General features: G+C 74.4%; 19 protein-coding genes and 1 pseudogene. 11 read left to right on the top strand and 9 right to left on the bottom strand.

The window, feature by feature from the left end; translation table 11 throughout:
- Nucleotides 1-30: 30 nt before the first annotated feature.
- Genes FF36_RS15220 through FF36_RS15205 form a run of 4 tightly spaced genes read left to right on the top strand, consistent with a single transcriptional unit; the run spans nucleotide 31 to nucleotide 8,193 of the window.
- Nucleotides 31-4,209 (top strand): TIGR02680 family protein, encoded by a 4,179-nt coding sequence (locus FF36_RS15220; protein WP_157871719.1) that lies wholly within the window; start codon nucleotides 31-33, stop codon nucleotides 4,207-4,209.
- Nucleotides 4,206-5,747 carry a TIGR02677 family protein gene (locus tag FF36_RS15215; protein WP_044885719.1) on the top strand — a complete coding sequence of 514 codons (1,542 nt, stop codon included), beginning with the start codon at nucleotides 4,206-4,208 and terminating at the stop codon, nucleotides 5,745-5,747. The genes FF36_RS15220 and FF36_RS15215 overlap by 4 nt, the downstream gene beginning before the upstream one ends.
- Nucleotides 5,747-6,895, top strand: a complete 1,149-nt coding sequence (locus FF36_RS15210) for a TIGR02678 family protein (protein ID WP_044885718.1) — start codon at nucleotides 5,747-5,749, stop codon at nucleotides 6,893-6,895. Before FF36_RS15215 ends, FF36_RS15210 begins: the two co-directional genes overlap by 1 nt.
- Nucleotides 6,892-8,193: a DUF2399 domain-containing protein gene (locus FF36_RS15205; RefSeq protein WP_082121932.1), complete on the top strand. Its 1,302-nt coding sequence runs from the start codon at nucleotides 6,892-6,894 to the stop codon at nucleotides 8,191-8,193. The genes FF36_RS15210 and FF36_RS15205 overlap by 4 nt, the downstream gene beginning before the upstream one ends.
- Nucleotides 8,194-8,240: 47 nt before the next feature.
- On the opposite strand, the gene FF36_RS15200 is transcribed toward FF36_RS15205, so the two are convergent.
- The gene (locus tag FF36_RS15200) at nucleotides 8,241-8,912 is read right to left on the bottom strand and encodes an NIPSNAP family protein (protein WP_052681139.1); all 672 of its coding nucleotides are present in this window, start codon (nucleotides 8,910-8,912) and stop codon (nucleotides 8,241-8,243) included.
- Between the two features lie 272 nt (nucleotides 8,913-9,184).
- Here FF36_RS15200 and FF36_RS15195 point away from each other — a divergent pair, with 272 nt between their 5' ends.
- Entirely contained in the window at nucleotides 9,185-10,039 is an 855-nt protein-coding gene (locus FF36_RS15195) for an SAM-dependent methyltransferase (protein WP_044885717.1), read from the top strand.
- A gap of 84 nt (nucleotides 10,040-10,123) precedes the next feature.
- Here FF36_RS15195 and nudC read toward each other — a convergent pair whose 3' ends face one another.
- From nudC to FF36_RS35460, 4 genes are all read right to left on the bottom strand, one after another.
- Nucleotides 10,124-11,128, bottom strand: a complete 1,005-nt coding sequence (gene nudC, locus FF36_RS15190; protein WP_044885716.1) for an NAD(+) diphosphatase — start codon at nucleotides 11,126-11,128, stop codon at nucleotides 10,124-10,126.
- Between the two features lie 137 nt (nucleotides 11,129-11,265).
- Entirely contained in the window at nucleotides 11,266-12,942 is a 1,677-nt protein-coding gene (locus FF36_RS15185) for a PQQ-binding-like beta-propeller repeat protein (RefSeq protein ID WP_044885715.1), read from the bottom strand.
- A gap of 108 nt (nucleotides 12,943-13,050) precedes the next feature.
- Nucleotides 13,051-13,836 (bottom strand): enoyl-CoA hydratase/isomerase family protein, encoded by a 786-nt coding sequence (locus tag FF36_RS15180; protein ID WP_044885714.1) that lies wholly within the window; start codon nucleotides 13,834-13,836, stop codon nucleotides 13,051-13,053.
- A gap of 471 nt (nucleotides 13,837-14,307) precedes the next feature.
- Complete coding sequence (locus FF36_RS35460) at nucleotides 14,308-14,571, bottom strand: hypothetical protein (protein ID WP_157871718.1); 264 nt, start codon at nucleotides 14,569-14,571, stop codon at nucleotides 14,308-14,310.
- Nucleotides 14,572-14,610: 39 nt separating this feature from the next.
- Between FF36_RS35460 and FF36_RS15175 the strand changes: the two genes are divergently transcribed.
- From FF36_RS15175 to FF36_RS15165, 3 genes are all read left to right on the top strand, one after another.
- Complete coding sequence (locus FF36_RS15175; protein ID WP_044885713.1) at nucleotides 14,611-16,617, top strand: ABC transporter ATP-binding protein; 2,007 nt, start codon at nucleotides 14,611-14,613, stop codon at nucleotides 16,615-16,617.
- A gap of 137 nt (nucleotides 16,618-16,754) precedes the next feature.
- Nucleotides 16,755-17,225 (top strand): NUDIX domain-containing protein, encoded by a 471-nt coding sequence (locus FF36_RS15170; RefSeq protein ID WP_044885748.1) that lies wholly within the window; start codon nucleotides 16,755-16,757, stop codon nucleotides 17,223-17,225.
- Between the two features lie 332 nt (nucleotides 17,226-17,557).
- Nucleotides 17,558-18,643, top strand: coding sequence for an ABC transporter substrate-binding protein (locus FF36_RS15165; RefSeq protein ID WP_110431456.1), 1,086 nt, complete (start codon nucleotides 17,558-17,560; stop codon nucleotides 18,641-18,643).
- Here the strand turns inward: FF36_RS15165 and FF36_RS40000 are convergent.
- The 3 genes and pseudogenes from FF36_RS40000 to FF36_RS15155 all read right to left on the bottom strand — a co-directional run.
- A pseudogene (locus FF36_RS40000) lies at nucleotides 18,557-18,890 on the bottom strand (MFS transporter); the annotation flags it as partial. The gene FF36_RS15165 and the pseudogene FF36_RS40000 sit on opposite strands and share 87 nt — an antisense overlap.
- A gap of 1 nt (nucleotide 18,891) precedes the next feature.
- The coding region (locus FF36_RS15160) for an MFS transporter (RefSeq protein ID WP_242422531.1) at nucleotides 18,892-20,044 on the bottom strand (1,153 nt) is incomplete at its 3' end.
- A 384-nt stretch (nucleotides 20,045-20,428) separates the two neighbouring features.
- Nucleotides 20,429-20,920 (bottom strand): winged helix-turn-helix transcriptional regulator, encoded by a 492-nt coding sequence (locus FF36_RS15155; protein ID WP_242418924.1) that lies wholly within the window; start codon nucleotides 20,918-20,920, stop codon nucleotides 20,429-20,431.
- Between the two features lie 116 nt (nucleotides 20,921-21,036).
- Between FF36_RS15155 and FF36_RS15150 the strand changes: the two genes are divergently transcribed.
- The 3 genes from FF36_RS15150 to FF36_RS15140 all read left to right on the top strand — a co-directional run bounded on the left by FF36_RS15150 (nucleotide 21,037) and on the right by FF36_RS15140 (nucleotide 24,076).
- Complete coding sequence (locus FF36_RS15150; RefSeq protein ID WP_044885746.1) at nucleotides 21,037-21,666, top strand: LUD domain-containing protein; 630 nt, start codon at nucleotides 21,037-21,039, stop codon at nucleotides 21,664-21,666.
- Between the two features lie 70 nt (nucleotides 21,667-21,736).
- The coding region (locus FF36_RS15145) for an LLM class flavin-dependent oxidoreductase (protein WP_277912940.1) at nucleotides 21,737-22,837 on the top strand (1,101 nt) is incomplete at its 5' end.
- Nucleotides 22,838-22,915: 78 nt separating this feature from the next.
- On the top strand, nucleotides 22,916-24,076 hold the full coding sequence (locus tag FF36_RS15140) for a GntG family PLP-dependent aldolase (protein WP_199865397.1): 1,161 nt from the start codon (nucleotides 22,916-22,918) through the stop codon (nucleotides 24,074-24,076).
- A gap of 68 nt (nucleotides 24,077-24,144) precedes the next feature.
- On the opposite strand, the gene FF36_RS15135 is transcribed toward FF36_RS15140, so the two are convergent.
- The gene (locus FF36_RS15135) at nucleotides 24,145-24,936 is read right to left on the bottom strand and encodes a VOC family protein (RefSeq protein ID WP_044885710.1); all 792 of its coding nucleotides are present in this window, start codon (nucleotides 24,934-24,936) and stop codon (nucleotides 24,145-24,147) included.
- Nucleotides 24,937-24,966 lie beyond the last annotated feature (30 nt).

Raw genomic sequence — 24,966 nt, 5'->3', positions numbered from 1 at the left:
ACACGGACCCGTTGAGAGAAGAGGAGCCTGTTGACCTTGGCCCCGGGCCCGACTCAGGCACCGGTCGCCGCCGCGCGGTGGCGGCCGTCGCGGGCGGGAATCCTCAACGTCTACCAGTACGGCGATGAGACGCTGCACTTCGCGGGCGGGCGCCTGCTGCTGCGGGGGGTCAACGGTTCCGGCAAGTCGACAGCGATGAACATGTTGCTGCCGTTCCTGCTGGAGGCCGACACTCGCCGGATCGATGCTGCCGGGGAGCAGACCGGCGTCCTGCGTTCGTGGATGCTCGCCGACACCGAGGAAACGCAGCGCACCGGTTACCTGTGGATCGAGTTCGCCCGGCCGGACGACGAGGTCCCCGGCGGGGTGCGCTACCACTGCTTCGGCTGCGGCATCCGGGCGAACCGCAGCACCGACCGGGTCACCTCCTGGTGGTTCTCCACCCCCCGACGTGCCCGGATCGACTTCTCCCTCACCGCCGACCGGACCCCCCTCACCATCGATGCGCTGCGCGCGGAACTCGGGGCGGAGGCCGTGTTCGCCAGGGCCGCGGACTACCAGGACGAGGTGTCCCGGCGGCTGTTCGGTGGCGCGAACCCGGCCGGCTACCTCGCGCTGCTCCACCAGATCCGCAACCCACGGGTCGGTGACCGCATCGACGCCGACCTGCCGCAACGCCTGCGGGAGGCGCTCCCGCCGGTGCCCCAGGACGCCATCGCCGACGCCGCCCAGCCGCTGGAGGACCTCGAGGACCACCGGCGCAACGTCACCGCGCTGGAGCAGACCGACCGCGCCCTGGGCAGCCTGCTCGACACCTACCGGCACTACGGTCGCCGGGTGCTGCTCGCCGCGGCGACGCAGGCGGTGACCGTGGTCAGCGCGGCCCGCTCGGCGGCCCAGCAGCGGGGGCGGCTACGCACCGCTGCCGAGACGGCGGTCGAGACCGAGCGCCGGCTCGGTGCCCAGGTCGACGCACTGGTGAAGGAGCAGTCCACGACGCAGGCGCGCCTGACCGGGCTGCGCAACTCCGCCGCCTACCGCGACCACCAGGCCCTGCTCGCCCGCGAGCAGCACGTGGCGGACCTGCGCACGCAGGCGACGCGGATGGCGGCGCAGCGAACGGACGCCCAGCGTCGCGTCGGCGTGGCCGCGACGACGGTGACCGCCCGGCGGGCCCGCGTCGATGGCGATCTGGACCGGATCCGACTCGGGTTGGCCGAGGTCGCTCGGCGGGCTCTGCCCGCGGCCGTCCCGCTGCGCCTGCCGGACCCACCGGTGCTGCGGGTCGAGCCCCACGCCGGTGGGGTGGAGGGACCGCGGTCGGGCGTCGACCCGCTGGCCGAACTCTCCCTGCGGTCCGCCGCAGACGCGCTGCGTCGACGCCGCCAGGACGTGCGCGAGGTGAGCGACCTGCTACGGGGCGCGGAAAGGGCCGACAGCGCGGCCGCGACGGCGAACGGCGTCGCCGAGACGGCTGGCGTCGACGCCGACCGGGCGCGCGAGCACGCGGCGAAGGCCCGTGACGAGGCCGCGACGGCCGGAGAGCGCCATCGCGCCGCCGTGCTGGACTGGGCCGGGCGCTTCGCCGAGCTGCTGCGGGCGGTGCCGCCGGCCGAGCCGGCCGGCCCCGCGGGCTGGCTGCCCGTGCCACCCGCGCCTGACCCCGGCGGCGACGAGCTGCGGGCCGTCGCCCGCGCCCGCGTCGACGCCGCGGCCGCCCTTGCCGCCGATGCCACGGAGGCGCTGGCCGCGGCCGTGGCGGCGGCGGGGGTCCGCGTCGAGGCGGCCACGTTCGAGGCCACTGGGCTGGCCGCGGAGCTGGCCGCGGTGCGGGCCGCCGCCGAGCTACCGCTGCCGCGGGGTGGTTGGCGCGCCGCGGAACCGGCGGACGCCGCCCTGTTCGCCTCGCTCGTCGACTTTGCCCCCGGTCTCGACGACGCCGCCCGGGCCGGTCTGGAGGCGGCGTGCGAGGCGGTCGGGCTGCTGACGGCACGGGTGCTCGACGACGGCAGCGTGTTGGCGGCGACGGGCGAGCTGCTCGTCGTCCCGGGACCCGCGGTGGCGCCGAACCTCGCCGCCGCGCTCGTCCCGGCGTTGCCGGTCGGGGCGGCGGTCGGCGCGGACGCCGTGCGCCGCGTCCTCGAGCATGTCGGGCTGGGCGCCGCGGCCGGGACCGCGCTGTGGGTGGACGTCGACGGCGCCTTCGCCGCGGGACCGCTGCGCGGCCGGCACGCCAAGACCGGTGCCGAGCATGTCGGCGCGGGCGCGCGGGCCGCGGCCCGGCAGCGCCGGATCGCCGAGCTCGCCGCGGCGCTGGACGTCGCCGAGCGGCGCCGCGACGTCCAGCGGGAGACGCACGGCACGCTGCGGCGGCACGCCGAGGCGCTGCGCACCCACGCCCGCACCGTGCCGTCCACCGCGCCGGTCGACGACGCGGCGGCGGCCGCCCTCGGCGCCACCGGTGACGCCCGGCGCGCCGCCGGCCGGGCCGCCGAGGCGCGCGAGGCTGCGGTCAGCGCCGAACGCGCGGCCGAGCAGACCTGGGCACGGGCCCAGACCGGCGCGGCGGCCGCCCGGCTCCCCCTCGACGACGACGCACTGACCAGCGCCGCAGCCGCGGTCACCGACGCCCAGGCGGAGCTGGACCGGATGCCGGGGCGAGTGGAGGCTGCCAGGCGTTCCCTCGACGACTGGGCGGCGGCCGTCGCGGCCTTTGTCGCGGAGTCCGACACCCTGACCAGGGCCGCCGAGGAGGCCGCCGAGACGGGGCTGGCCGCCGAGACGGCCACCGAGGAGCTGGCCGCGGCCCGCGCGGCGCTCGGTGAGGAACCGCGCCGGGTTGCCGAGCAGATCATCCAGCTGGAGGCCAGGTGTGGCCGGATCGACGGTGAGCTGGCTGCCGCCCGCCGCGCCCACACCGAGGCGTTCGGCCTGTCGGTGTCGGCGCGGGAGAGGGCGGACAGCGCCGCGGACGCCGCGGACCGGGCCGAGCGGGCATGCCGCGACCAGCGGACGGAGCTGCTCGCCGTGGCCACGGTCGACGGCCTGCTCGCGGCGTCCGCCCGGGAACGTCCGAGCGGCACCGAGAACCACAGCGACGCCGAGGACCACAGCGGACCGGCAGACCAGGACGAACAGGCTGCACAGGACGGGCAGGTGCGACCGCCGTCCACGCCGGACACCATCGAGGGGACGTCCCGGCTGGTCTCCTGGCTGCGCGAACGCGTGCCGGAGCCGGAGCGCGACGTCAACGAGGACGCACTGCACCGCTCGCTGCGCGCCATCCGGGACGGCCTGGGCGCCGGCTGGGACGCCGAGTCCCGCCGCGGCGCGGACGGCGCGCCGCTGGCCGTGGAGGTGTCCGGCCCCTACGGCCGCCGCGTGCTGCCCGACGCCACCATCCAGGTCGCGGCCGACCTGCGCCGCGCCCGCGGGCTGCTCACCGCCCAGCAGGATCAGGCGCTGCGCAACCTGCTGCACGGCCGGGTCGCCCAGGAGGTCGCCCGCGCGCTGTTCGACGCGCGGGAGCTGATCGACCGGATGAACGCGGTCCTCACAGCGGTGACGACCAGCCAGGGCATCGGCGTCCGGCTCGACTGGCGAACCCGCGGCGATCTCGACCCGGCCACCGCCACCGCGCTGCGGCTGCTGGCCAAGGACCCGGACGCGCGCACCGCCGAGGAGGACGCCGCCGTGCGCGCCGCGGTCGCCGGCCTCGTCGACGAGGCCCGCGCCGAGCGTCCCGAGGCGTCCTACCGAGACGTCATCGGCGTGGTGCTCGATTACCGGAACTGGTACGAACTGCGGATCTACCTGTGCCGGCCGGGGCGCGCCGACGAGCTGCTCGGCCGGCGGACCCGGCTGTCGGAGGGAGAGAAGAAGCTCGTCACCTACCTGCCGATGGCGGCGGCGGCCTCCGCGTCGGCGGCCGCCCACGATCCCCACGGCGTCGGCGCGCCGCGACTGATCCTGCTCGACGATGCCTTCGCGAAGGTGTCGGAGGACAACCACGCTCGGTTGTTCGGCCTGCTGGTGAGCCTGGATCTCGACTTCGTCGTGACGAGCGAGCGATTGTTCGGCACCCACGCGGACGTACCCGAACTGTCGATCATCGAGGTGCTGCGCGACCCGGACCTGCGCACGATCGCGCTGGTCCACTACCACTGGGACGGCCGGGCGCGCACCGAGCTGGCGGTCGCGTCCCGATGAGCGACGCCGGGACCGCCGGGTCGAGCAGTACCACGGGCGCGAGCCGAGGCGAGGTGCACGCCTCGGTGTTCGCCTACGTGACCGAGAGCCCGGACTACCGGGTGATCCTCGGAATCTTCGCGGGAACCTTCTTCGCCGAGCTCACCCCGGACGACATCACCGCCCGGCTCGCCGAGGCGGGCGTGATCCTCCCGATCGAGACGGTCACCGGTCGGCTGGAGAAGCTGCGCGAGTGGGGCAACCTCGACGTGTCGGCGTCGGTCGGCACGGTCGGCACCGTCGCCGACTACTACCGGCGCCGCAACCGGTATCTCATCACCCGGATCGGGCAGGAGGTGCACGAACTCGTCGAGGGCGTACTCGCCCAGGTCGACGACGTCCGCGACGTCTCCCTCGGCCGGCTCGACGCGCTCGCCGCCGCGCTGGACGCGTTGCTGCGGCTTGACCTCGAACGTGCCGACCCGGCGGTGCTCGCCGACCACGTGCGGGCCGTCTTCGACCCGCACCGCGCCTTCTCCGCCGAGATCACCCAGTTCTTCGCCGCGATCAACCAGTGGCAGTCGCGGTTCGACCTCGACGAGACCGAGTTCGCGTTCTTCTCCGAGGTGCTCGTCGGCTATGTCGGCGAGCGGCTGGAGGCGCTGGAACGCCGGGCCCGGCCAATCGCCGCGCTGCTCGCGGTGCTGGCCCCGGACGTGGGTGTGCTGGTGGCCCGGGCCCGGGACGGCCTGGCCGCGCGGGTCGCCGAGGCGGGGCTGACCGGGGTGCGGGTTCGCGCCGAGCATGGCAGCAGCGCGGCGGACTGGGAGAACCTCACCGCCTGGTTCCTCGGACGGCCGGGCACTCCGAGCCGGGTCGCGACCCTCGGCCACGATGCGGTGAACGCGGTGCGCACCCTGACCCAGAATCTCACCCGGCTGTCCCGCTCCGGCGTCGGCGGCACCTCCCGGCGGGCCGACTACCTGCGCCTCGCCGCCTGGTTCGAGCAGGCCGGCCGCGACAGCCCGCAGGAGTCGCACCGGCTCGCGGCGGCCGCCTTCGGCCTGTTCGGCGCCCGGCACCTCGCCGCGGCGGCCGGCGACGAGACCGATCCCGTCCCGTCCGCCACGTCGTGGTGGAACGCACCGGTGGCGCGGGTGCCGGTCAGCCTGCGCCAGCGCGGCGACACCACCAACCGGGGCCGCTCCGGGCAGATCCTCGACCGTTCGCGGGAACGGGCGCACCTGCTGGCCCGACGCCGGGCGGCGCAGGAGCGGGAGGCCGCGGCGCGCCAGGAGCTGCTGGCCGCCGCCGGCCCCGACGGCGCCCTCGGCGACGGCACCCCGCTGTCCGAGGCGGCGCTGGCCCGCCTGCAACGCCTGCTGGGACCGGCCGTCGCGGCGATGGGGCCGAGCCGGTCGAAGGGCGAGTCCGAGGCCGACGGGTTGCGCTGCGTCGTCGAACGTCGACCGGGGCAGCCGACCACGCTACGCACCCCGGTGGGCACCCTGACGGTGCACGACCTGGCCCTGACCCTGCTCCCGCTGCGGGAGGCGTGATGACGCGCGACGATCCGCAGCGGCCCGGCGAGCTGACGGCCGCCGCACGGGCGCTGCTCGCCCGGCCCTGGCGCCCGGCCGAGGCCGACCGGTCGCTGTTCGTCCTGATCCGCCGGCATGCCGACGTGCTCGACCGCTGGTTCACCCAGCGGCTGGGCTACCGGCTCGTCGTCGGCGCCGACACGGCGCGGCTGGTCAAGTCCGGCTACGTTCCGCCCGACCGGCCGCTGCGCACCCACACCGACCATCCGTTCACCACCCGCCAGTACGTCGTGCTCGCCCTGGTCCTGGCCGCGACGGCGGCGGGCCCCGACCGGATCAGCCTGCGCGACCTCGTGCTGCAGGTGCGATCCGCGGCGGCCGACGCGGAGATCACCCTGGACGGTGCCGCGGGGGAACGGCGGGCCCTCGTCACCGCGTTGCGGTTCCTCATCGAGCACGGCGTGGTGCGTGAGCTGGACCGGTCGGTCAGCGGCTACGAGACGGACGAGGGTGCGGACGCCCTGCTGGAGATCCGCAACGACCGGTTGGCGATGCTGCCCGCGCCGGCGCTGGTGGGGGCACGATCGGCCGCCGACCTGCTGGAACGGGCCGGGGGCGAGGGGCGCGGTCGGGCGGCGCTGCGCCGGCGGCTGGTGGAGGACCCGGTGTTGTACGCCGACGACGTGGCGCCCGAGGACTGGGCGGAGCTGCGCCGCCGCTTCGGCGAGGAGGCCCGCTACTGCGAGGAGATGTTCGGTCTGCTCGTCGAGGCCCGGGCCGAAGGGGTCGCCGCCATCGATATCGACGGGGGATGCAGCGACGTGGTGTTCCCCGCGGGCGGGACGACGGCGCACGCGGCGCTGCTGCTCGTCGAGGCGCTCGTCGCCCGCCACCGCGGCGGCGCCACCACGGACGACGTCGACGACGAGCTCGACGATCTGCTCGAACGTTACGGCCGGTACTGGCGCAAGGACGCCGTGGCCGAGCCGGCGCGGCTGCGCGACGAGGCCGTGGCGCTGCTCGCCTCGATGGGGCTGGTCCGGTGGGAGCCCGACGGCCGGTTGTGCCCCCGTCCCGCCGCCGCGCGGTTCGCCGCGCGCGTCACGGTCAGCGAACCTCGAAGCGAGCCGCCGGCGGACGAGCCCGAGCAGGCAATGCTGCTGTGAGGCCACCGACGGTTCCGGGCAATGCCGAGACCGGCGCCCAGACCTCCGACGCGCACCCGTTCCTGGCCGATCCGGCGCTGCGCCCGCTGTGGCAGTCCGTCGCGGCGGCGCTGGACCGCAACGGCCTGGACTGGCGCGGCCGGCTCGCGCTGCCCGCTCTGCCGGCCGAGGGACGCCGCCGCCTCGGGGTCATGGTGGAACGGCCCGTGCCCGCGGGACGCCGGGCGCTGCCGCTCACCGACGTGGCCGCCGCGGTCGAACGGCTGACCGGGACCGGGCTCGTCGAGGCGCTCACCGCCCTTGGCTACGCGCCGCGAGGGCGCCACGAGGCGGCGCTGGTACGGCGCGAGGAGTCCCGGCGACGCCGGGCCGCCCTCGACATGGCGGTCGAGACCCATCTCGCGGCCCTCCCGCGGCCGGACCGGGATACCGGTTCGGCGACCGGCTGGGCGACCGGCTGGCGGGACGCGGCCTGGTCCGACGGGTTGTTCGCCGGCCGCGCGCCGGACGAGGTCGCGGCCCTGGTCCGCACGGTGGCGGCGGTGCTCGCGCACACCGGCTCGGGGCTGAGCCGTGGGGAGATCGCCGCCAGGGAATGCGGCGACGCCCACGCGCTGGACAGCTCCACCCGGCTGACCGCCCTGGTCACTCGGGCCCTGGTGGCCCGGGACGGCCCGGCGGGCGAGCGGGCCGCCTGGGAGCGCGCCGGCATCCCGCTCGACCTCGTCTCCGCGCCGGTCCTGACCTGGGCACTGCCGCTACTCGGCGACTCGGCCGCGGCCTTGGCCGCCCGCGCGATGACCGCCGCCGGGCTGCCTGTGCACCTGACCGTGCTGGCGCTGCGCGCGGCGCCGATCGCCGTCGTCGCGGGCACGCCCGTGCTCGTGGTCGAGAACCCACGCCTGGTCGAGGCCGCGGCCCGCCGCCGGCTGCCCGCGGCGGTGCTGTGCACGGGCGGCAACCCGGCGACCGCCCCGTCGGAGGCGATCGCGCGGCTGCGGGCGAGCGGCGCACAGCTGCGCTACCACGGCGACTTCGACGCCGCCGGCCTGGCGATGACGGCGCGGGCCCGGGCGGCCGGCTGCACACCGTTCCACATGTCGGCCGCCGACTACACCGCGGCCCTCGCCGCGGCCCGCGCCGAAAACGTCGACCTCCCCCGCGACTCGGCCCCGGCCCCACCCACCCCGTGGGATCCCGATCTCGCGACGGCGTTCGACGACACCCGGGCGATCGTGCACGAGGAGCGGGTGATGGACGAGGTACTCACCGCCCACGGCGGCACATTCCCGCGGTGACCCGACCGCGCGAGGTCCGACCCTGCCCCGACCCAGGTGGGGCGGAATCAGTGCAGCGGGGAGAAGGCGGTCGGCCAGGCCATGATCGACTGGGCGTCGAGGATCTGTTCCGGGGCGCCGGCCGGGGGCCAGATGCCGCGGGCGGCGAGGTCGCGGCGGATCTCGACCCGCTCGTCCAGGCCGCCGAACGGCCAGATGTGGATGATGCGCGTCGGGCCGTCGAGCGCGTACATGGCGACGGTCAGCGGGTCGATGACGTGGCGGGCGGGCAACGCCCCGCGCCAGGCCTCGATGGTCGGCGACAGGCCGCCGGGGCGCAGGTGGTAGTCGCGGATCTCGTAGACCCTGCCGAACTCGCCGGGTCGGACCGGGGGGACGAACGGGAACGGCGCGAAGCTCGCCAGGGAGAGGTCGGTGACGACGCTGCCGGGCCCGGCGCCGAACGGGGCGGCGGACAGGCGGGCTCGGGTTCGCTCGGCCGCGAGCTCGCCGTCATCGTCGAACGACCGCAGGACGAACAGCCGGCCGAGTGGGCCGTGCTCGGTCTGCCAGCAGCCGAGCAGGCGACCCCGCGCGCCCTCGCCCTCCACCCAGGGCAGCACCCCCTCGGCGGCCCGCCCGCCGTCGGCCAGGCCGAAGTGCAACGTCGCCAGCTCGTAGCGGACGGCCTGCTCGGCGGCGCCCAGGTCGGCTCCGGTGATGGCGGCGGGCTCGGTCATGCGGCTCCTTCGGTCACGATCGGTCGGTCGCGCCGGCGGCATCCCAACCGCCGAGTCGACTACCTGACCTATCGACTACCTGACTTACTGACCTATACCTGACCCGCCGGCTCGCCGCCGCGCCCATCGGCGGGCCGTCCACCGCCGGCACCGGACGGCGCCGGTCCGGACGCGGCGGCGGGCGGTGCACGCGGACCGCCGGTCCCTCCGGCGTCCCCTCCCGTCTAAGGTGATTCGGGACGATCGCGCCGAAACGTAGGGGGTCGACGGCGATGAGCGAGGCCGGGGCGGGCACGACCGGGACGGGCTGGTTCACGCCGGTGGCGGCGGACGTCCAGCCGGCGGACCTGAACACCGGGGTTCCCCATCCGGCCCGGATGTACGACTACTACCTCGGCGGGAAGGACAACTTCCCCGCCGACCGGGAGACCGCCGAGCAGGCCATCGCCGCGTTCCCGAACACCCGCAACGCCGCCCGGCAGAACCGCGCGTTCCTGATCCGGGCCGTGCGCCACCTCGTCGGTGAGGTCGGCGTCCGCCAGTTCCTCGACATCGGCACCGGCATCCCCACCTCGCCGAACCTGCACGAGGTCGCGCAGGGCATCGCGCCGGACACCCGCGTCGTCTACGCCGACAACGACCCGATCGTCCTCGCCCACGCCCGGGCGCTGCTGACCAGCACCGCGCAGGGCCGCACCGCCTACCTCGACGCCGACATCCGCGACCCCGAGCGCATCCTCGCCTCCCCCGAGCTGCGCGGCACCCTCGACCTGACGAAGCCGGTCGCGCTCTCCCTCATCGCGATCTTCCACTTCATCGACGACGCGGACGACCCGTACGGCATCGTCCGCCGGCTCGTCGACGCACTCCCGTCCGGTAGTTACCTCGCACTGACGAACGCGACCGGCGACCACGACCCGACGTTCGAACCGGCCGCGGAGACCTACCGCAGCCGCGGCGTCACGATGCGCCTGCGCCACCGCGCCGAGGTGGAGCGCTTCTTCGACGGCCTGGAGCTCATCGACCCGGGCGTCCAGGTCGTCCACCGCTGGCGCCCCGACCCCACCACCGAGGACCTCACCGACGCGCAGGTCAGCGTCTACGGCGGCATCGCGCGCAAGCCATGATGCGCCGACCGCCATGATGCGCTGACCGCGGTGGCCGGCCGCAACCCGATGGACCGCATCGTGGTTGCGGGGCTGCCGGATCGGTCAGCCGGCGGCAGACCAGGAGTCGATCATGGTGCGGGCGATGGACATCCGGCCGGGCAGGCGGATCGGCGGGGTGGCGGTCGCGGGTGAATCGTCCGCGGTGGCCCAGCCGTCGCCGCGGGCCAGGGCCTCGCGCACCTCGTCGCGGGTCACCCACAGCGCCTCACTGATCTCCGTCTCGTCCAGGCGCAGCGGCTGGGCGGGATCGGCCACCGCGTGGAAGCCGAGCATCAGGGACCGCGGGAACGGCCAGGCCTGGCTGCCGAGGTAGCGGATGTCGGTGACGTCGAGCCCCACCTCCTCGCCGATCTCGCGCGCCACGCACGCCTCCAGCGACTCGCCCGCCTCGACGAAGCCGGCGAGCACCGAGAAGCGGCCCGCCGGCCAGGCCCGATGGCGGCCGAGCAGCATCCGATCCGCGCCGTCGTGCACCAGGCAGATCACCGCCGGGTCCGTCCGCGGGTACTCCTCGTGGTGCTGCGCCTCGCAGACGCGCGCCCAGCCGGCGTTGGCCAGCCGGGTCGGCGAACCGTCATGGGCGCAGAACTGGGCCCGGCCGTGCCAGTTCAGCAGGGCAACCCCCGCGGCCAGCAGCGCAGCGTCGCGTTCGCCGAGCTCGGCGCCGACCGAGAACAGGTTGAGCCACCGGACCTCGTCGCCGGCCGCGGTCTGCTCCGCGCCGCCGCGCACCGCCCAGTACGCGACCCCGTCGGCCTCGCCGAGCAGCAGCGCGTCCGGCGGCGGGGAACCAGCGACCTCGGTCGCCGGCGGCATCCACAGCCTGGGGTTGGCGCCCGCGTCGTCGACGCCGGGCACCGCGTCGGCGCCGGACCCGTCGACCGGCGGCCCCCACCGCACGGGGCTGCGGCCCTCCTCGTCGACGAGGACGACCCGGGCCGTCGCCCAGGCCTCCTTCTGCCGCCCGGTGTCCTGCCGCAGAGGCTCGTCCCGCAGCAGGGCGGCCCCCGCCAGGACAGGCGGCCGAACCAGCCCGAAGTCAGTCACAGTGGCATCCTCCAGTAGAACCCGCGCGCAGGTAAACGGTATGCCGCCCCCGGCACCCCCTCACCCGAGTCGGCTGGCCGGTCGACCGCTGGGAGTAGACCTCGTCGGCCCGGGGATTCACGGGACGCCGACGACAGTCAGCCCACGTGGCCGCCGCGGACCTGGCCGTCGGCGTCACGCCAGGCGTACATGTTGCCGACGAGCGCGCCGGCGAACCGCGGGGTCGTGCTGGGAACATCGACTGCTCCGCCCCCGGCGCACGGATACCAGCGCTCGTCCTTGTACTGGGCATCGCCGGTTCCCTTGATGGTGAAGCCGGGCTTCGCCAGGGCGCCCGTGAAACACCACCCGGATGCCGGGGGCGGGTCGTCCAGCGGGCCGTTCGCGACGTCGAGCAGAATCGTCCGCTGCGGGGTCCGGACGGCGTAGCGGGTGTCGTCGACCCGCAGGATGTCCGGCGAGCCCGTCGCGGTGCCGAAGACGAGGCCCGGAACCGCCCCGGCCACCCACCGCCAGGTCGTCCGCCCGCTCTCGACCCCGAATCCCTCCACCGTGACCTGCACGCCCTCGACCGAGGAATCCTGCGCGCCGTACCGAACGGTGCCTGCGTACGTGCACCGGATCGGATTGCGGATGTCGGTGTCCAGGCCGCCGCAGTACGTCGTGGCCGTCGGCGCGACCCACAGTGTCTCGCCGGTCTGCGCGTCGAAGGCGGCGGTTGCCCACAGCCTGGCTGCGTCCCGGGTCAGCGGGGCGCCGGACCGGTCCGCAGCGAGCTGCTCGGGCGACGGGACGTAACCCAGCGACACGACGTAGAGGTCGTTGCTCAGGCCGACCTTCCAACCGTAGCCGGGGCTCACGTTCAGGCCTCGGAACAGGGTCGCGTAGGGCCGCCGCCAACGCTCGGCCCCGGCCTCGGTGTAGGCGATCAGGTCCCGTCCGTTGTCGTAGAGCCCGGCGCCGATGGAGCGGAAGTATCTCGGGTTCGGCGCGGTCTCGACCTCGACGGTGGACGCCGTCACGGTGGACGCCGTCACGATCGAGGCCGTCATGATCGTGGGCCTGGTCGGGGTCGCCGGATCGGGATGGTGGAGCGGGCGCTGGATCTGGCCGGGGCCCGCGAGGTTCGCGGGTTCCGCCGTGGAGTTGCGTGGCGCACCGGTGCGACCGTCCAGGATGATCGGACCCGACCCGTTGCCGGCTGGCACGCAGACGTCACCTTCCCCGCAGATCTCCGGCGCGGACGGCAGCTCGAGGCGCCCGTCGCCATAGGACCACAGTCGGCGGCCGGATCTGGCCTCCGCGGCGACCACGGACACGCCGCCCGCCGTCACCGTGCCGGCCGAGACCGGTTGCCCGGGTTCCATCCAGACGACGACCCTGCCGCCGGACAGCGTCATGGTGCGCAGCCCCACCCCCGGCGGCACCCGCGACGGGCTTGCCGGGGCCGTCCACCGCCGCCGGCCCGAGCCTGGATCGAGGCTCACCATCTCGAAGTCGCCCGCCGCTGTCAGCGCGTGGAAGACGACGGAGTCGTCGGCGGCGAGCGGCGACTCCACCGCGCGGATGCCGCTGCGCCACCGCCCGGCGACCTCTGTGGCGCCGTGCCACGACCCGTCCCCGGCGTCGGCGCTGGCTCCAGCGCCGGTCGTATCGGGAGCCTCGCCGAGGCCGGCACCGTTGGAGCAGGCGCCGAGGACGAGACCGGCCAGGCCGGCGGCGGCCGCGATCCGCCGCAGCCGGCGTCGCCGTTGCCCACGGGTGCGACCGGACGCTTCGACCTGCTCTCCGGCGCACCGCCGCAGGCTCTCCAAGGTGCGCTCCTCGCATCCGACCGCCCACCGGCGGTGATTTCGGGTGGAGAAGTCATATCAGGACGTGCGCGGAGCTGTATGGGCCGGACGGCCGCGGCGACGCTGCGGTCAGGTGAACTTCGGGGCGCGCTTCTCGACGAAGGCCGTGATGCCCTCCCGGCCGTCGCCGACCGCGCTGCGCGCGATCTCGCGCGCCTCCAGCTCCATCTGCGTCTCCAGGCCGTTGGCGAACGTCTGCACCAGCAGGCGCTTGATGGCCCCGTGTGAGTCGGCCGGACCCGCCGCGATCCGCTGCGCCAGCGCCGTCGCCTCACCGGCGAGCTCCTCGGCCGGCACGACCCGGGTGACCAGCCCCCATTCGAGCGCCTCGGCGGCGGACAGCCGGCGGTTGAGGAACATGAACTCCTGCGTGCGGCGCAACCCCATCAACCGGGGCAGCGCGTAGGAGGAACTGCCGTCCGGGCTGAGCCCCACGTTGGTGTAGGCCATGGTGAAGGTGGCGGAGTCGGCCGCGAGGACCAGGTCGCCGGCGGCCACGATGCTGACCCCCGCACCCGCGGCGACGCCGTTGACGGCGACGATCAGCGGCGCGTTCATCCGCGTGAAGATCGACACGGCCCGGTGCAGGTCGTCGGCGAGCTTCTTGATTTCCACGCCGATGCGGTCGCCGTGGTCCGCCATCTCCTTCACGTCGCCGCCGGCGGTGAAGAAACGGCCGGTCGCGGTCAGCAGCACGGCCCGGACCGACGGGTCGCCGTCGCAGACGGCCGCCGCCCGCGCCAGCTCCGCGGCCATCTCCTGATTGACGCCGTTCGCGGCGTCGGGGCGGTCCAGGGTGATCCGGGCCACTCCGCCGTCACGCTCGAACTTCAGCGTCCGGAACTGCGGGCTCATCGGTGTCTCCGTTCCACGGGTCGAGCCTTCATGGGTTGCCTGCGTCCGCAGGTCCTGCCTTCACCGGAACTCGTGGGCACGCGGCCCACGGACGCCGGTCTCCGCCGGCCGCGCCGGACTTGTCCTGACAGACCTACCAGCAACCGACCCTCGCCGCCCGTCTCATGCCGGCCCGCCCGGACTCCGTCCGCTCCCTCCCCATCCCCGGTTCGGGCCACCCCCCTCGGGTCCCGTCCCCCCGGCGCCGCCGCGCAGGCTTTCCGACCTTCGCCGCCGCCTGCGCCGATCCTTCGCCGCCGATCGCCACCGCCGATCGCCACCGCCACCCCTCTCACGATCCGAAACCAATCGACCGCACACCGTGCGGATCTCGCGACACTCGGCATCAGAAATCCCACCCAGCGCAAACAGGGGCCCTCCATGAACACCGGATCGAAATCCTCTCGAAAATCATCGCTGTGATTTCCACCATCACAGCGAAGCCACAGGAACACCCAGGCAATCCACAGGAGAAATCCCCTCCGGCGCACTATCGTGGATTCCGGTCGGCAATACCGTCGACAAATCAGAAGGGAATTCGACAATGCCACTCAAGAAGATTCTTCCGCCGCCGCCGAAGCCGAAGAAGCACAAGAAGCCGCTGCCTCCTCCGCTGCCGAAGAAGCCGTTCCACGGGTAAGAACGATTCAGCGGTAAGAGCGATTCAGCGGTGACAGCTCGGGGTGCGGCGACCATGGTCGCCGCACCCCGGGTCCGCCGGGAAGGGCGGCACAGATGTCCGCGCGACACGCGGCGCGTACCGCGGCCGGCGCGGCCGCGGACGAAAGCGGAACCGCTGCGGCCCGCCGGGTGCTGCGGCGGCTGCTCCCGCTTGTCCGACCCGAGCGCGGCCTGCTCCTCGCGGCGACGGCACTGGTCCTGGCCAGCACGGCCGGCGAGACCGTGACAGTCTGGCTGTTCGGCCGGCTCACCGACTCCGCGCTCGTCCAGGCCTCGCCGCAGGCCTTCCTCATGCCGGCGGTCCTGTGGCTCGCCGTCGCCGTCGCCGGCGGCGCCTGCTCCTACGTGGGCCACTGCCTGCAGGCGAAGGCGTCGGGCCGGCTGCTGACCCGGCTGCGCGAGCTGATGCTCGACCGCCTGCACACCATGTCACCGGCCTTCTTCGCCGAGCGGCCGGCCGGTGATCTGATGACCCGGTTCGGTTCGGACGTCGACGCCGTCGACGAGCTCGCCGCCAGCGGGCTGGTGGGAGCGACCACGGCCGCCTGCGGCGCGGTGTGCTTCACCGCGGCCGCCTTCGTACTGCGCTGGGACCTGGCGCTGCTGGCCTGCGCCGCGGCACCGTTGTACTGGCTGCTCACCCGCCGGCTCGCGGGCCGGGTGCACGAGGTCGCGCAGGAGGAGCGGGCCGCCGAGGGCCGCATCGCCGCCGTGGTCGAGGAGAACATCACCGCCAACTCCCTCATCCAGACGCACGGGATGGCGAAGCACGAACGGCGGCGGCTGCGCCAGCACGGCATGGCCTGGTTCGAGGCCCGGCTGGTCGCCTACCGGATGGCGACGGCGAACGCCGTGCTGGCCACGCTGCTGGAGACGGTCTTCGTGCTGGCCGTGCTGTACATGGGCACCTGGGAGATCTCCGCGGGCCGGCTGACCGTCGGTGGCCTGCTGTCCTTCGCCGGCTTCCTCGGCTACCTGTACGGCCCGGTGCAGGAGCTCGGCGAACTCGTCGTGTCGGTCGGCACCGCGGTGAGCTCCGGCGAGCGGATCATCGAGCTGCTCGACCATCCCGCGGAGGTCGAGGATCACCCTGACGCCCGGCCGCTGCAGCGGGTGCGCGGGCACCTCCGCTTCGAACGGGTCAGCCTGGCCTACCCGGAGGCGACCCGCCCGACCCTCGACGACGTCTCGTTCACTCTGCGTCCCGGCGAGCTGTCCGTGCTCACCGGCCCCAGCGGCGTGGGGAAGTCGACGTTGACGAAACTCATGGTGCGGCTGCACGACCCGTCGGCGGGGCGCGTGCTGCTCGACGGGCAGGACCTGCGTGACATCACCCTGGCGTCGCTGCGCCGGGCGGTGACGGTGGTGGCCCAGGACAGCCAGCTCGTCGACGGCACGCTGTGGCAGAACCTCACCTGGAGCATCCCGGACGCCGACCCCGACCGGGTCGTCGCGGCCGCGCGCGCCGCCGGGGTGCACGGCTTCGCGCTCCGGCTGCCCGACGGCTACGAGACGCCGCTCGGTCAGAGCGGCCGACGACTGTCCGGGGGGCAGCGGCGACGGGTCGCGATCGCGCGGGCACTGCTGCGCGACTCGCCCGTCCTCATCCTCGACGAGCCGACCGCGGGGCTCGACGACGACGTCGCCGGGCTCGTGGTGCACTCCCTGCGCCGGCTCGCCGCCCGCCGGACCGTCCTGGTGATCACCCATGACACGCGCCTGGTGGCCCAGGCCGACGCGCTCATCGTGCTCGACCGGGGCGGGGTCCTCGACCGGGGCGGGGTCCTCGACCCGAGGGCCGGCCACAGGCCACGCGCGGGCAGCGGAGCCTGGGAACGGACGCATACCGGGGAGCCGCACACCGGGGAGGCCCGCACCGGGGAGGCCCACACCGGGAACGAGTCCTGCGAGCAGCCCGGCCGCCCGCTGCGGGACCGGACGCACACCACCGGCATCCGGATCGGAACTGTGCCGGCTACCTCCCCGGGCCGTTCCACCTCCCCGGGCCGTTCCACCTCCCCGGGCCGTTCCACCCGCCGGGCGACGCCGGCGCGGCGGTAACCCGAAGGCGGTAACCCGAAAGAGCCACCGGAAAAGGCCGTCGCACGCCGCTCGGGCAGGACTGCCGGCGACTTTCCGGCACGTCAGGTGCGGCGTTCGGGCCGGAGACCCGATCAACGAGCGGTAGCGTGCCGGCCATGACGGCGTTGCTCGACGACTACGTGGCCCGGTCGAGGAAGGCGGTGGCGGCCGGCTGTCTGCTGCTCGACGACGCCGGGCGGGTGCTGCTGGTGGAGCCGACGTACAAGCCGAACTGGGAGGTCCCCGGCGGGATCGCCGAGCCCGGCGAGTCCCCGCGGCAGACCGCGCAGCGCGAGCTGGGCGAGGAGCTCGGGCTCGACCTGCCGGTCGGGCGGCTGATCTGCGTCGACCACCTCGCCGCCACCCCGCGCCGGGCGGACGCGCTGCGGTTCCTGTTCGCCGTGGACGGTCCGCCGATCCCGGTGGACGCGCTCGTCCTGCAGGCCGCGGAGATCCGCTCGGCCCGGTACTGCACTCCCGCCGAGGTCGCCGAGCGGGCGGCGGCGCGCCTGTCCCGTCGGATCGCCGCGTGCCTGGCAGCCTCGCTCCTGCCCGTCTACCTGGAGGACGGCGCCCCTGCCGGGTGATCCGTCGACGGCCGACCCCCTTGACCGGATCTATCACCTGGATAACATAGCTCACCATGTGAGCTGGGTAACATACCCGGCTCTCGCCGCCGAGCCCTTCCGACGGGCCGAGTGGACGAGATGGAGGGGCTGTGGGCAGCACAGGTATGTGGGGGAGGCGTCCGCGCCGGGCACGGGTGGGAGCGGCGCTCCTGGCCGTCGGCCTGGGCCTGTTACCGGCCGCGTGCGGCAGCGACGGAGGCAGCGGGGGCGGCGGAGGCGCCGGGGGCGCGACCCCGGCGGCCGGGTCGACCGCGACGCTCCCCCCGGGCACGAAGGCGGCGGGTGCGCCGGTGAAGATCGGTTTCATCACCGCGGAGGGCGGCAGCGCGGTGTCCCTGCCCGAGGTCCGCGAGGGCGCCCAGGCGGCCACCGCCTACGCCAACGACTACCTCGGCGGCATCGGCGGGCGGCCCATCCAGCTCGTCGTCTGCAAGTCGCAGGAGGACGCGGCCTCCGCCCGCACCTGCGCCAACGAGATGGTCGAACAGAAGGTCACCGCCGTGAACATCGGCACCACGGCCTTCGCCGACTCGATGGTCCCGGTCATCACCGGCGCCAGGATCCCCTACACGACGGGCGTGGCGGCCAGCGGCACCGAGTTCGTCACCGACGGCGCCTTCTCCTGGACCGGTGGCTTCCCGGCGACGCTCGGCGTCATGGCGCAGACCGCCAAGGACAAGGGCTACAAGAGCGTCTCCCTGTTCGTCACGGACGCCCCCGCCGTGACCGCGGGCGCGAACGCATTGGGCAAGCCGGTGTTCGCCAAGGCCGGCGTCGGCCTCGACATCGTCCCGATCCCGCTCGGCACGCCGGATGCCACCTCCCAGGTCACCGCGGCGATCGGCAAGAAGCCCGGCGCCGTGATCCTCGTCGGGGAGGGGACCTTCTGCAGCACCGTGCTCAAGGGCCTGGTCGCGGTCAACGCCACCCAGCCGAAGTTCGTCATCCAGCCGTGCCTGTCGAAGACCGTCGAGGACGCCGCCCCCGGCGCGCTGGACGGCGCGACGCTGTTCACCCCGGGTGACACCGAGAGTGACAACGCCGAGTCCCGGCTCTACCGGACGGTGATGGGCAGGTACGCGCCGAAGACAGCCCTCGACGGCTACGCGGTGACCGGCTACCAGAACCTGCTGGGCCTCGTCCGCGCCCTCAAGGGCCTCACCGGAGACGTCACCCCCGCCTCCGTGACCAGCACGCTCAAGGCCGCCAAGGACGTCGTGCTACCGGCCGGCGACGGGCTGACGTTCACCTGCGACGGCACCGCCGTCCCGAGCCTGAAGGCGCTGTGTTCAACGGGCTCGGTCGTCGCCACGGTCAAGGGCACCAAGGCGACCGACTACCGGACCGCGGACTCGGCCAGCCTGTTCGGCGACTGATCCCGCACCCGTCATCCGTCCCGTCGGCGCCGAATCCGACGCCGCCCCCGGCACCCCCACCCGGCTGGTCCGCCCGGCTGCTGCGCTCGGACGCAGCAGCCGGGTGAGAGCAGCCACGGCGATGGCGACCCCGACCAGCACCCGCAGGCTCGCCGTGAACGCGCCCTCGGCCGACCCCGCGCCGAAGAACACCACGCCGATCACGGCGACCCCCAGCGCGCCGCCGGTCTGCTGCGCCATGGACAGCNCCCCCGCCGCGGCGCCCGCATGGCGCGGGTCGATGCCCGCCAGCACCGTCGAGGACAGCGGGACGAGCACCAGGCCGATGCCGAGCCCGGTCACCGCGAGCCCGGGGACCATCGCGAGGGCGCTCGCCGCCGACGCGGTGACCACGAGCAGCGCGCAGCCGGCGGCGACGCCGAGGGCGCCCACCGCGAGGACCCGGTGACCAAGCCGGTCGCCGAGCGGCCCGGCCAGGAACATCGCCAGCATGTAGCCGGCGCCGACGGCGGCGAAGACGATCCCGGAGAACAGCGCACCGTAGCCGCGTCCCTGCTGGAGGTGGAGCGCGAGGACGAAGAAGAACGAACTCGGGATCAGGGCGAACCCCAGCGCGACGCACGTGCCGGCCGCGAAGGCGCGATGCCGGAACAGGCCGAGGTCGATCAGCGGCGCCCCGCCGCGGGCGGCGAGCCGGCGCTGGCGGGCGACGAACCCGCCGGCCACGACCGGCGCGGCGGCCAGGCAGCACCACACCCATCCCGGCCAGCCGTGTTCGCGCCCCTCCACCAGCGGCAGGACGAGCAGGGTCGCGGCCACGGTCACGAGCGCGACGCCGGCCAGGTCCAGCCGCGCCCGGGGGCCGCGCGACTCCGGCAGGACGCGCCGGGCGGCGGGCAGGGCGAGCAGGCCGACCGGCACGTTGATGAGGAACACGGCCCGCCAGCCCGAGCCGGCGAGGTCCGCCTCGATGAGCGCGCCGCCGATGAGCTGGCCGAGGACCCCGGCGATCCCCATCGCGAACCCGTAGGCCGCGAACGCCGGCCCCCGGCGCCGCCCGGCGTACAGGGTGCCGAGGATGGCCAGCACCTGCGGGGTGAGCAGCGCGCCGGCGGCGCCCTGCAGGAACCGGGCAACCACGAGCACCTCGGCGTTCGGAGCGAGGCCGCAGGCCGCCGACGTGAGGGTGAACAGCCCGAGCCCCACCAGGAACATCCGGCGTCGGCCGTAGAGATCGCCCAGCCGCCCGCCGGTGATCATTCCGACCGCGAAGGTGAGCCCGTAGCCGGCGACGACGAGCGACAGCGTCGCCGACCCGGCGGCCAGGTCCGTCTCGATCGACGGCAGCGCGACGTTGACGATGAAGAAGTCGAGGAAGGTGACGAACGTGCCGGCGAGCACCACGACCAGTGGCAGCCAGCCGGCCGTTTGCGCACCGTCGGTCCGCGGCGGAGCTTGCGTAAACGAGGTCACGGATCTCCCAGAGCAGCCGGCATCCCCACGGCGGCGCCGCCCACGCGAGCGGCCGGCCGATCGGTGCCGAGAACGGAATCGGATCGGTGGCGGCGAGGGANCCNCCCCGCCGCGCCGATCCTCCGGCCACCCGCACATCCCGTCGATGACGCGCGAGGTAATGCCGCACCGTCGGGCGGGACCTTGCGGGGCCGGGCGGCGGAAGGGGATGAGGAGGCCGAGGGGCCTCGGGTGCCTACCGCTCGGCGTCGGCCTGCCGGCCGCCGTCGACCAGCTCGAACGGCTGGCCCCGCTGCTGTCCGGCGCCTGAGGTCAACGCCCGTCGTACTCCCGGCGCGCGTCGTCGATCTGGTCCAGGTGTTCCAGGGCCCAGCTCATCAGCGCCCAGGCCGTGTCAAGCAGCGTCCGGCCGAGCTCGGTCAGCTCGTAGTCGACCCGCGGCGGGACGACCGGATGCACGGTCCGGCGGACCAGTCCGTCGCGTTCAAGCCCGCGCAGGGTCGAGGTCAGCATGCGTTGGCTGATGCCCGGCACGGCCCGCCGCAGCTCGGTGAACCGGTGGCTGCCCCGACCGAGCTCGCTGACCACCGCCAGCGTCCACTTGTCGCCGACCCGGTCGAGGATCTCGCGGACCCGGCACGTCGCATCGTCGCGGACCGCCAGGACCGCCGCCGCCCGCGTGTCGGCCGGCCCGCCGCCGTTCCGGCCGACCACACCGCCGTTCCGGCCGACCACACCGTCGTTCCGGCCATCCCCATCGCCGCTCGGGCCACCCTCGTCGCCGACGGCGGACTTCGCGCGCATGGTTACCTCCACGTCACCGAGGCAGAAAATAGTGCCGTCTTCCGAGGCACTCGATGGTTCCGCAGAATCGGTCCAGTTACCAGAAGGAACCATCAACCCGCATCGGAGTGACCACCATGACCACCCTGACACCCCCGCTCGACGAGGCGTTCGCGGTCCCGGCCGACGCGGCGCGGCTCGACCGGGCGGCCGCGAACCTCCGCGAGCGCGGCTATCTCGTCCACCTCGTGGACACCGCCGAGCAGGCCCGCCAACTCGTCCGGGAGCTGCTCCCTCGGGACGAGGAGATCTTCACCGCCGCCAGCGAGACGCTGCGCCTGTCCGGCATCGCGGCGGACATCGACGAGTCCGGCGAGTTCCGGTCGGTCCGGCGTGGCGCTCCGTCGCCGGGGGCCGACGTGGTCGCCCAGATCCGGCTCGGGGCCCTGCCCGACGTGGTCGTTGGCAGCGTGCACGCGATGACGGAGGATGGCCAGCTCGTCGTCGGCTCGGCCAGCGGCAGCCAGCTCGCGCCGTACGCCTCGGGCGCCCGCCGGGTGATCTGGGTGGTCGGGGCGCAGAAGGTGGTGCCGGACCTGGCGACCGGGATCCGCCGCGTCCATGCCTACAGCCTGCCCCGGGAGTGGCAGCGGTTGCGGGATCTCTACGGCCAGAGCTCGTTCATCGGCAAGATCCTCATCGTGGAACGGGAGGCCCTCCCGGAACGCGCCACCATCGTCCTGGTCCGCGAGACGCTGGGCTTCTGACCGTGTCGCCCGACGCGCGCGCCGGTGGCGAAGCGGCGTGAAATTCCTGGCCAGCACGCTGGCGGCGCGNGATAGCGGCCCCGCCGTGACGATGACGACGCCCGCCTCGACGACAGCGCGGTCCTCGCCGGCGGCGGAGTACGAGCGGGAGCGGCTGCGGGCTCTGGTCGACCTCGCGGCCTGGGCCGAGGGCGTGGGTTACGACGCGTTCGGCGTCGGCGAGCGGCACAATCCCGCGTTCCTGTCGTCCGCCCCCGCCGTCCTGCTCGCCCACATCGCCGCTCGGACCAGCCGGATCCGGCTGGTCACCACCGTCGCCGTGCTCTCCCTGGCCGACCCGGTCCGCGCCGCCGAGGAGTACGCCACCCTCGACCATCTCAGCGACGGGCGCCTCGACCTGATCATCGGCAAGGGCAACGATCCGGTCTCACCGGGCATGTTCGGCGTCGACGCCGCCGAGCTCTGGGATCGGCTGGCGGAGAACTACGAGCTGTTCCGCCGGCTGTGGCGGGAGGAGAACGTGACCTGGACAGGCCGCTTCCGCCCGCCGCTGCACGGGGCGACCACCCGCCCGCGGCCGTTGCAGCAGCCAGCGCCGCGCGTCTGGCACGGCTCGGCGTCCAGCGAGCGGTCGACCGACCTCGCCGCCCGCTGGGGCGACCCGTTGTACTCGGCGAACGGCTTCCGCCGCACCGACCACTACCTCGCGCTCGTCCAGCGCTACCGCGATCGGCTCGCCCACCACGGTCACGACCCGGCCGCCACGCCGCTCGCTCTCGGCGTGCACTCCCCGATCATCACGGACCGCTCGCAGGACGCCCTCGCGCTCGCCCGCCCCGCCTTCGCCGCGTTCCGCGACCTCCCGGTGGCCCGGCAGAACCACTTCCCGTTCGACTCGTTGGAGGACTTCATCGACAACGGCTCGGCCCTCGTCGGCACCGCCGACCAGATCACCGAAAAACTGCTCGACCTGCACCGGCGCTTCGGCAACCAGGTCCTCGGCGTCGGGGTGGAGGGCTTCTTCCTCACCGACCCCGCCACCACCCGCGCCCACCTGGAACGCTTCTTCGCCGAGGTCGCCCCCACCCTGCGCGCCGAGCTCCCCGCCCCCGTCTGGGCCCCCGATCCGCCGGAACGTCAGGGCCGCGGCGCCGCTCGACCTGCTCACTGATCAGCGGCCACGGCCTGCCCGCACCTGGCGGCCCCGCCCCCGCGAGACGGTGTGCATGGGCCACTACCATCGCCATCCGTGACCATCGACGCTTCCCCTGACGGCATCCCCACGGACGACGCGGCGGGCAGTGGCGACCGGATCGCCGCGGCGGCCTCACGGTCGGCGGGTCGACCTGCGGCCAGGCCGGCCGGGCCGGTCGATCTGCGCAGCGACACGGTGACCCGGCCGACTGCGGCGATGCGCCGGGCGATGGCGCAGGCCGAGGTCGGCGACGACCACTACGGCGAGGACCCGTCGGTGCGGGCCCTGGAGGGGTACGCCGCGGACCTGCTCGGCCACGATGCGGCCGTGTTCGTGCCGAGCGGGACCATGGCCAACTTCGTCGCCCTGCGCGCCAGCGCCCAGATCGGCACCGAGATCATCGCCGACACCGAGGCCCACATCGTGACCTACGAGATGGGTGGCCTGGCCGCGCTCGGCGGAATCCAGACGCGCACGCTGCCCGGCCTCGCCGACACCGCGGACCTGGCGGACGTCGCCGCGGCGATCCGCTCGCACAGCGTCGGCGGCAACTACAACATGATCCGCACAAGCGTGCTGGCCGTGGAGAACACCGCCGCCCGGGCCGGCGGGCGGGTCTGGGCGCCGGCCCGGCTGGACCAGTTCCGCGACCTCGCCACCGCCGCCGGCATCGCCCTGCACTGCGACGGCGCCCGGCTGTGGAACGCGGCCGTGGCCGGCGCCGTCGAACCACGCCGGCTCGCGGCGCCGTTCACGACCCTGTCCGTCTGCCTGTCCAAGGGGCTCGGCGCCCCGGTCGGGTCGCTGGTGATCTGCGACGCCGGTCGGGTCGACGAGGTCCGGAACTGGCGCCGGCGGCTCGGCGGGGCGATGCGCCAGTCCGGCGTGCTGGCCGCGGCGGGCCTGCACGCGCTGCACCACCACATCGAACGCCTCGCCGAGGATCACCGGCGGGCGGACGAGCTCGCCGCGCTGCTCGCCGACGCCGCGCCCGGTCACGTGGACCCCAAGCAGGTCGAGACCAACATGGTGCTCGTCAAGGTCGCCGACGCCGGGCGGTTCTCCCGCAGCGCAGCGGAGCAGGGCGTCCTGATCGGCGCGATCAGCCCGACCACCCTGCGGATCGTCACCCACCTCGACGTCGACGACGCGGGCATCCGCCACGCCGGCTCGGTCCTCGCCGGCCTGCTGCGCGCCGAGCCGGCCACCGCCTAGAACCGACCGGCCCCGGGGGACGCCGAACCCGGGAACCCAGCTCGCAGCGGGCCCAGCTCGGAACAGGCTCAGCTCGCCGCGGGCGTGGAGACGTTCGGCCCGACCAGCTTGAACACGGCGCCGGTGGGGTCGGCGGCCGCGGCGAGGCGGCCGTACGGGGTGTCCTCCGCCGGCAGGACGACCGAGCCGCCGAGCGCGGCGACCCGCTCCAGCGTCGCGTCCGTGTCCGCCGTGGCGAAGTACACCGACCAGTGCGCCGGCACGCCGTCCGGCAGGAAACCGCTCGCGTCCATGATCCCGGCGTGCGCGGCGTCGCCCGGCCCGTAGGTCGAGTAGCGGAACTCCGGGGTGTCGGCGGCGACGTGGACGTCCCAGCCGAAGACGTCGCGGTAGAAGGGGACCGCGGCGTTGTAGTCCCGGGTCAGCAGCTCGAACCAGGCCGGCGCGCCCGGCTCGGCGGTGACGCCGAAGCCGGTGTGCAGGCCGGGCTGCCACAGGCCGACGGCCGCGCCGCCCGGGTCGGTCACCACGGCCATGACACCGAGGTCGGCCACGGCCATCGACCCGACGATCACTCCGCCCCCGTGCTCGGTCGCGGCGGTGACGGTCTTCTCCGCGTCGGGCGTGGACAGGTAGATCGACCAGCCGTCGGGGGCGTCCATCCCCGGCTGCTTGGGCATGAGACCGCCGACGCGGACGCCGTCCTTCGTGAGGTTGGTGTAGCCGCCGAACTCGGCGGCGGGCTCCTCGGCCCCCCAACCGAACAGCTCGCCGTAGAACGCCTTGGCGCCGGCGGCGTCGGAGGTCATCAGGTCGACCCAACAGGGGGCGCCGGCCGGGATGGTGTCTCGCGTGGGCATGGTGACTCCTTCGAGTGCTGCGAACCGTGC

Origin of the sequence: Frankia torreyi (genome assembly GCF_000948395.1) — a bacterium.
GTDB classification, from domain to species: Bacteria; Actinomycetota; Actinomycetes; order Frankiales; family Frankiaceae; genus Frankia; species Frankia torreyi.
This window is presented reverse-complemented; position numbering and strand designations above follow the sequence as displayed.

Bases quoted from the DNA above. Each gene is read 5' to 3' on its own strand.
- FF36_RS15215 (WP_044885719.1), top strand. From the start codon at position 4,206: ATGAGCGACGCCGGGACCGCCGGGTCGAGCAGTACCACGGGCGCGAGC.
- FF36_RS15210 (WP_044885718.1), top strand. From the start codon at position 5,747: ATGACGCGCGACGATCCGCAGCGGCCCGGCGAGCTGACGGCCGCCGCA.
- FF36_RS15200 (WP_052681139.1), bottom strand. From the start codon at position 8,912: ATGACCGAGCCCGCCGCCATCACCGGAGCCGACCTGGGCGCCGCCGAG.
- FF36_RS15195 (WP_044885717.1), top strand. From the start codon at position 9,185: ATGAGCGAGGCCGGGGCGGGCACGACCGGGACGGGCTGGTTCACGCCG.
- FF36_RS15180 (WP_044885714.1), bottom strand. From the start codon at position 13,836: ATGAGCCCGCAGTTCCGGACGCTGAAGTTCGAGCGTGACGGCGGAGTG.
- FF36_RS35460 (WP_157871718.1), bottom strand. From the start codon at position 14,571: ATGGTCGCCGCACCCCGAGCTGTCACCGCTGAATCGCTCTTACCGCTG.
- FF36_RS15175 (WP_044885713.1), top strand. From the start codon at position 14,611: ATGTCCGCGCGACACGCGGCGCGTACCGCGGCCGGCGCGGCCGCGGAC.
- FF36_RS15170 (WP_044885748.1), top strand. From the start codon at position 16,755: ATGACGGCGTTGCTCGACGACTACGTGGCCCGGTCGAGGAAGGCGGTG.
- FF36_RS15155 (WP_242418924.1), bottom strand. From the start codon at position 20,920: ATGCGCGCGAAGTCCGCCGTCGGCGACGAGGGTGGCCCGAGCGGCGAT.
- FF36_RS15150 (WP_044885746.1), top strand. From the start codon at position 21,037: ATGACCACCCTGACACCCCCGCTCGACGAGGCGTTCGCGGTCCCGGCC.
- FF36_RS15135 (WP_044885710.1), bottom strand. From the start codon at position 24,936: ATGCCCACGCGAGACACCATCCCGGCCGGCGCCCCCTGTTGGGTCGAC.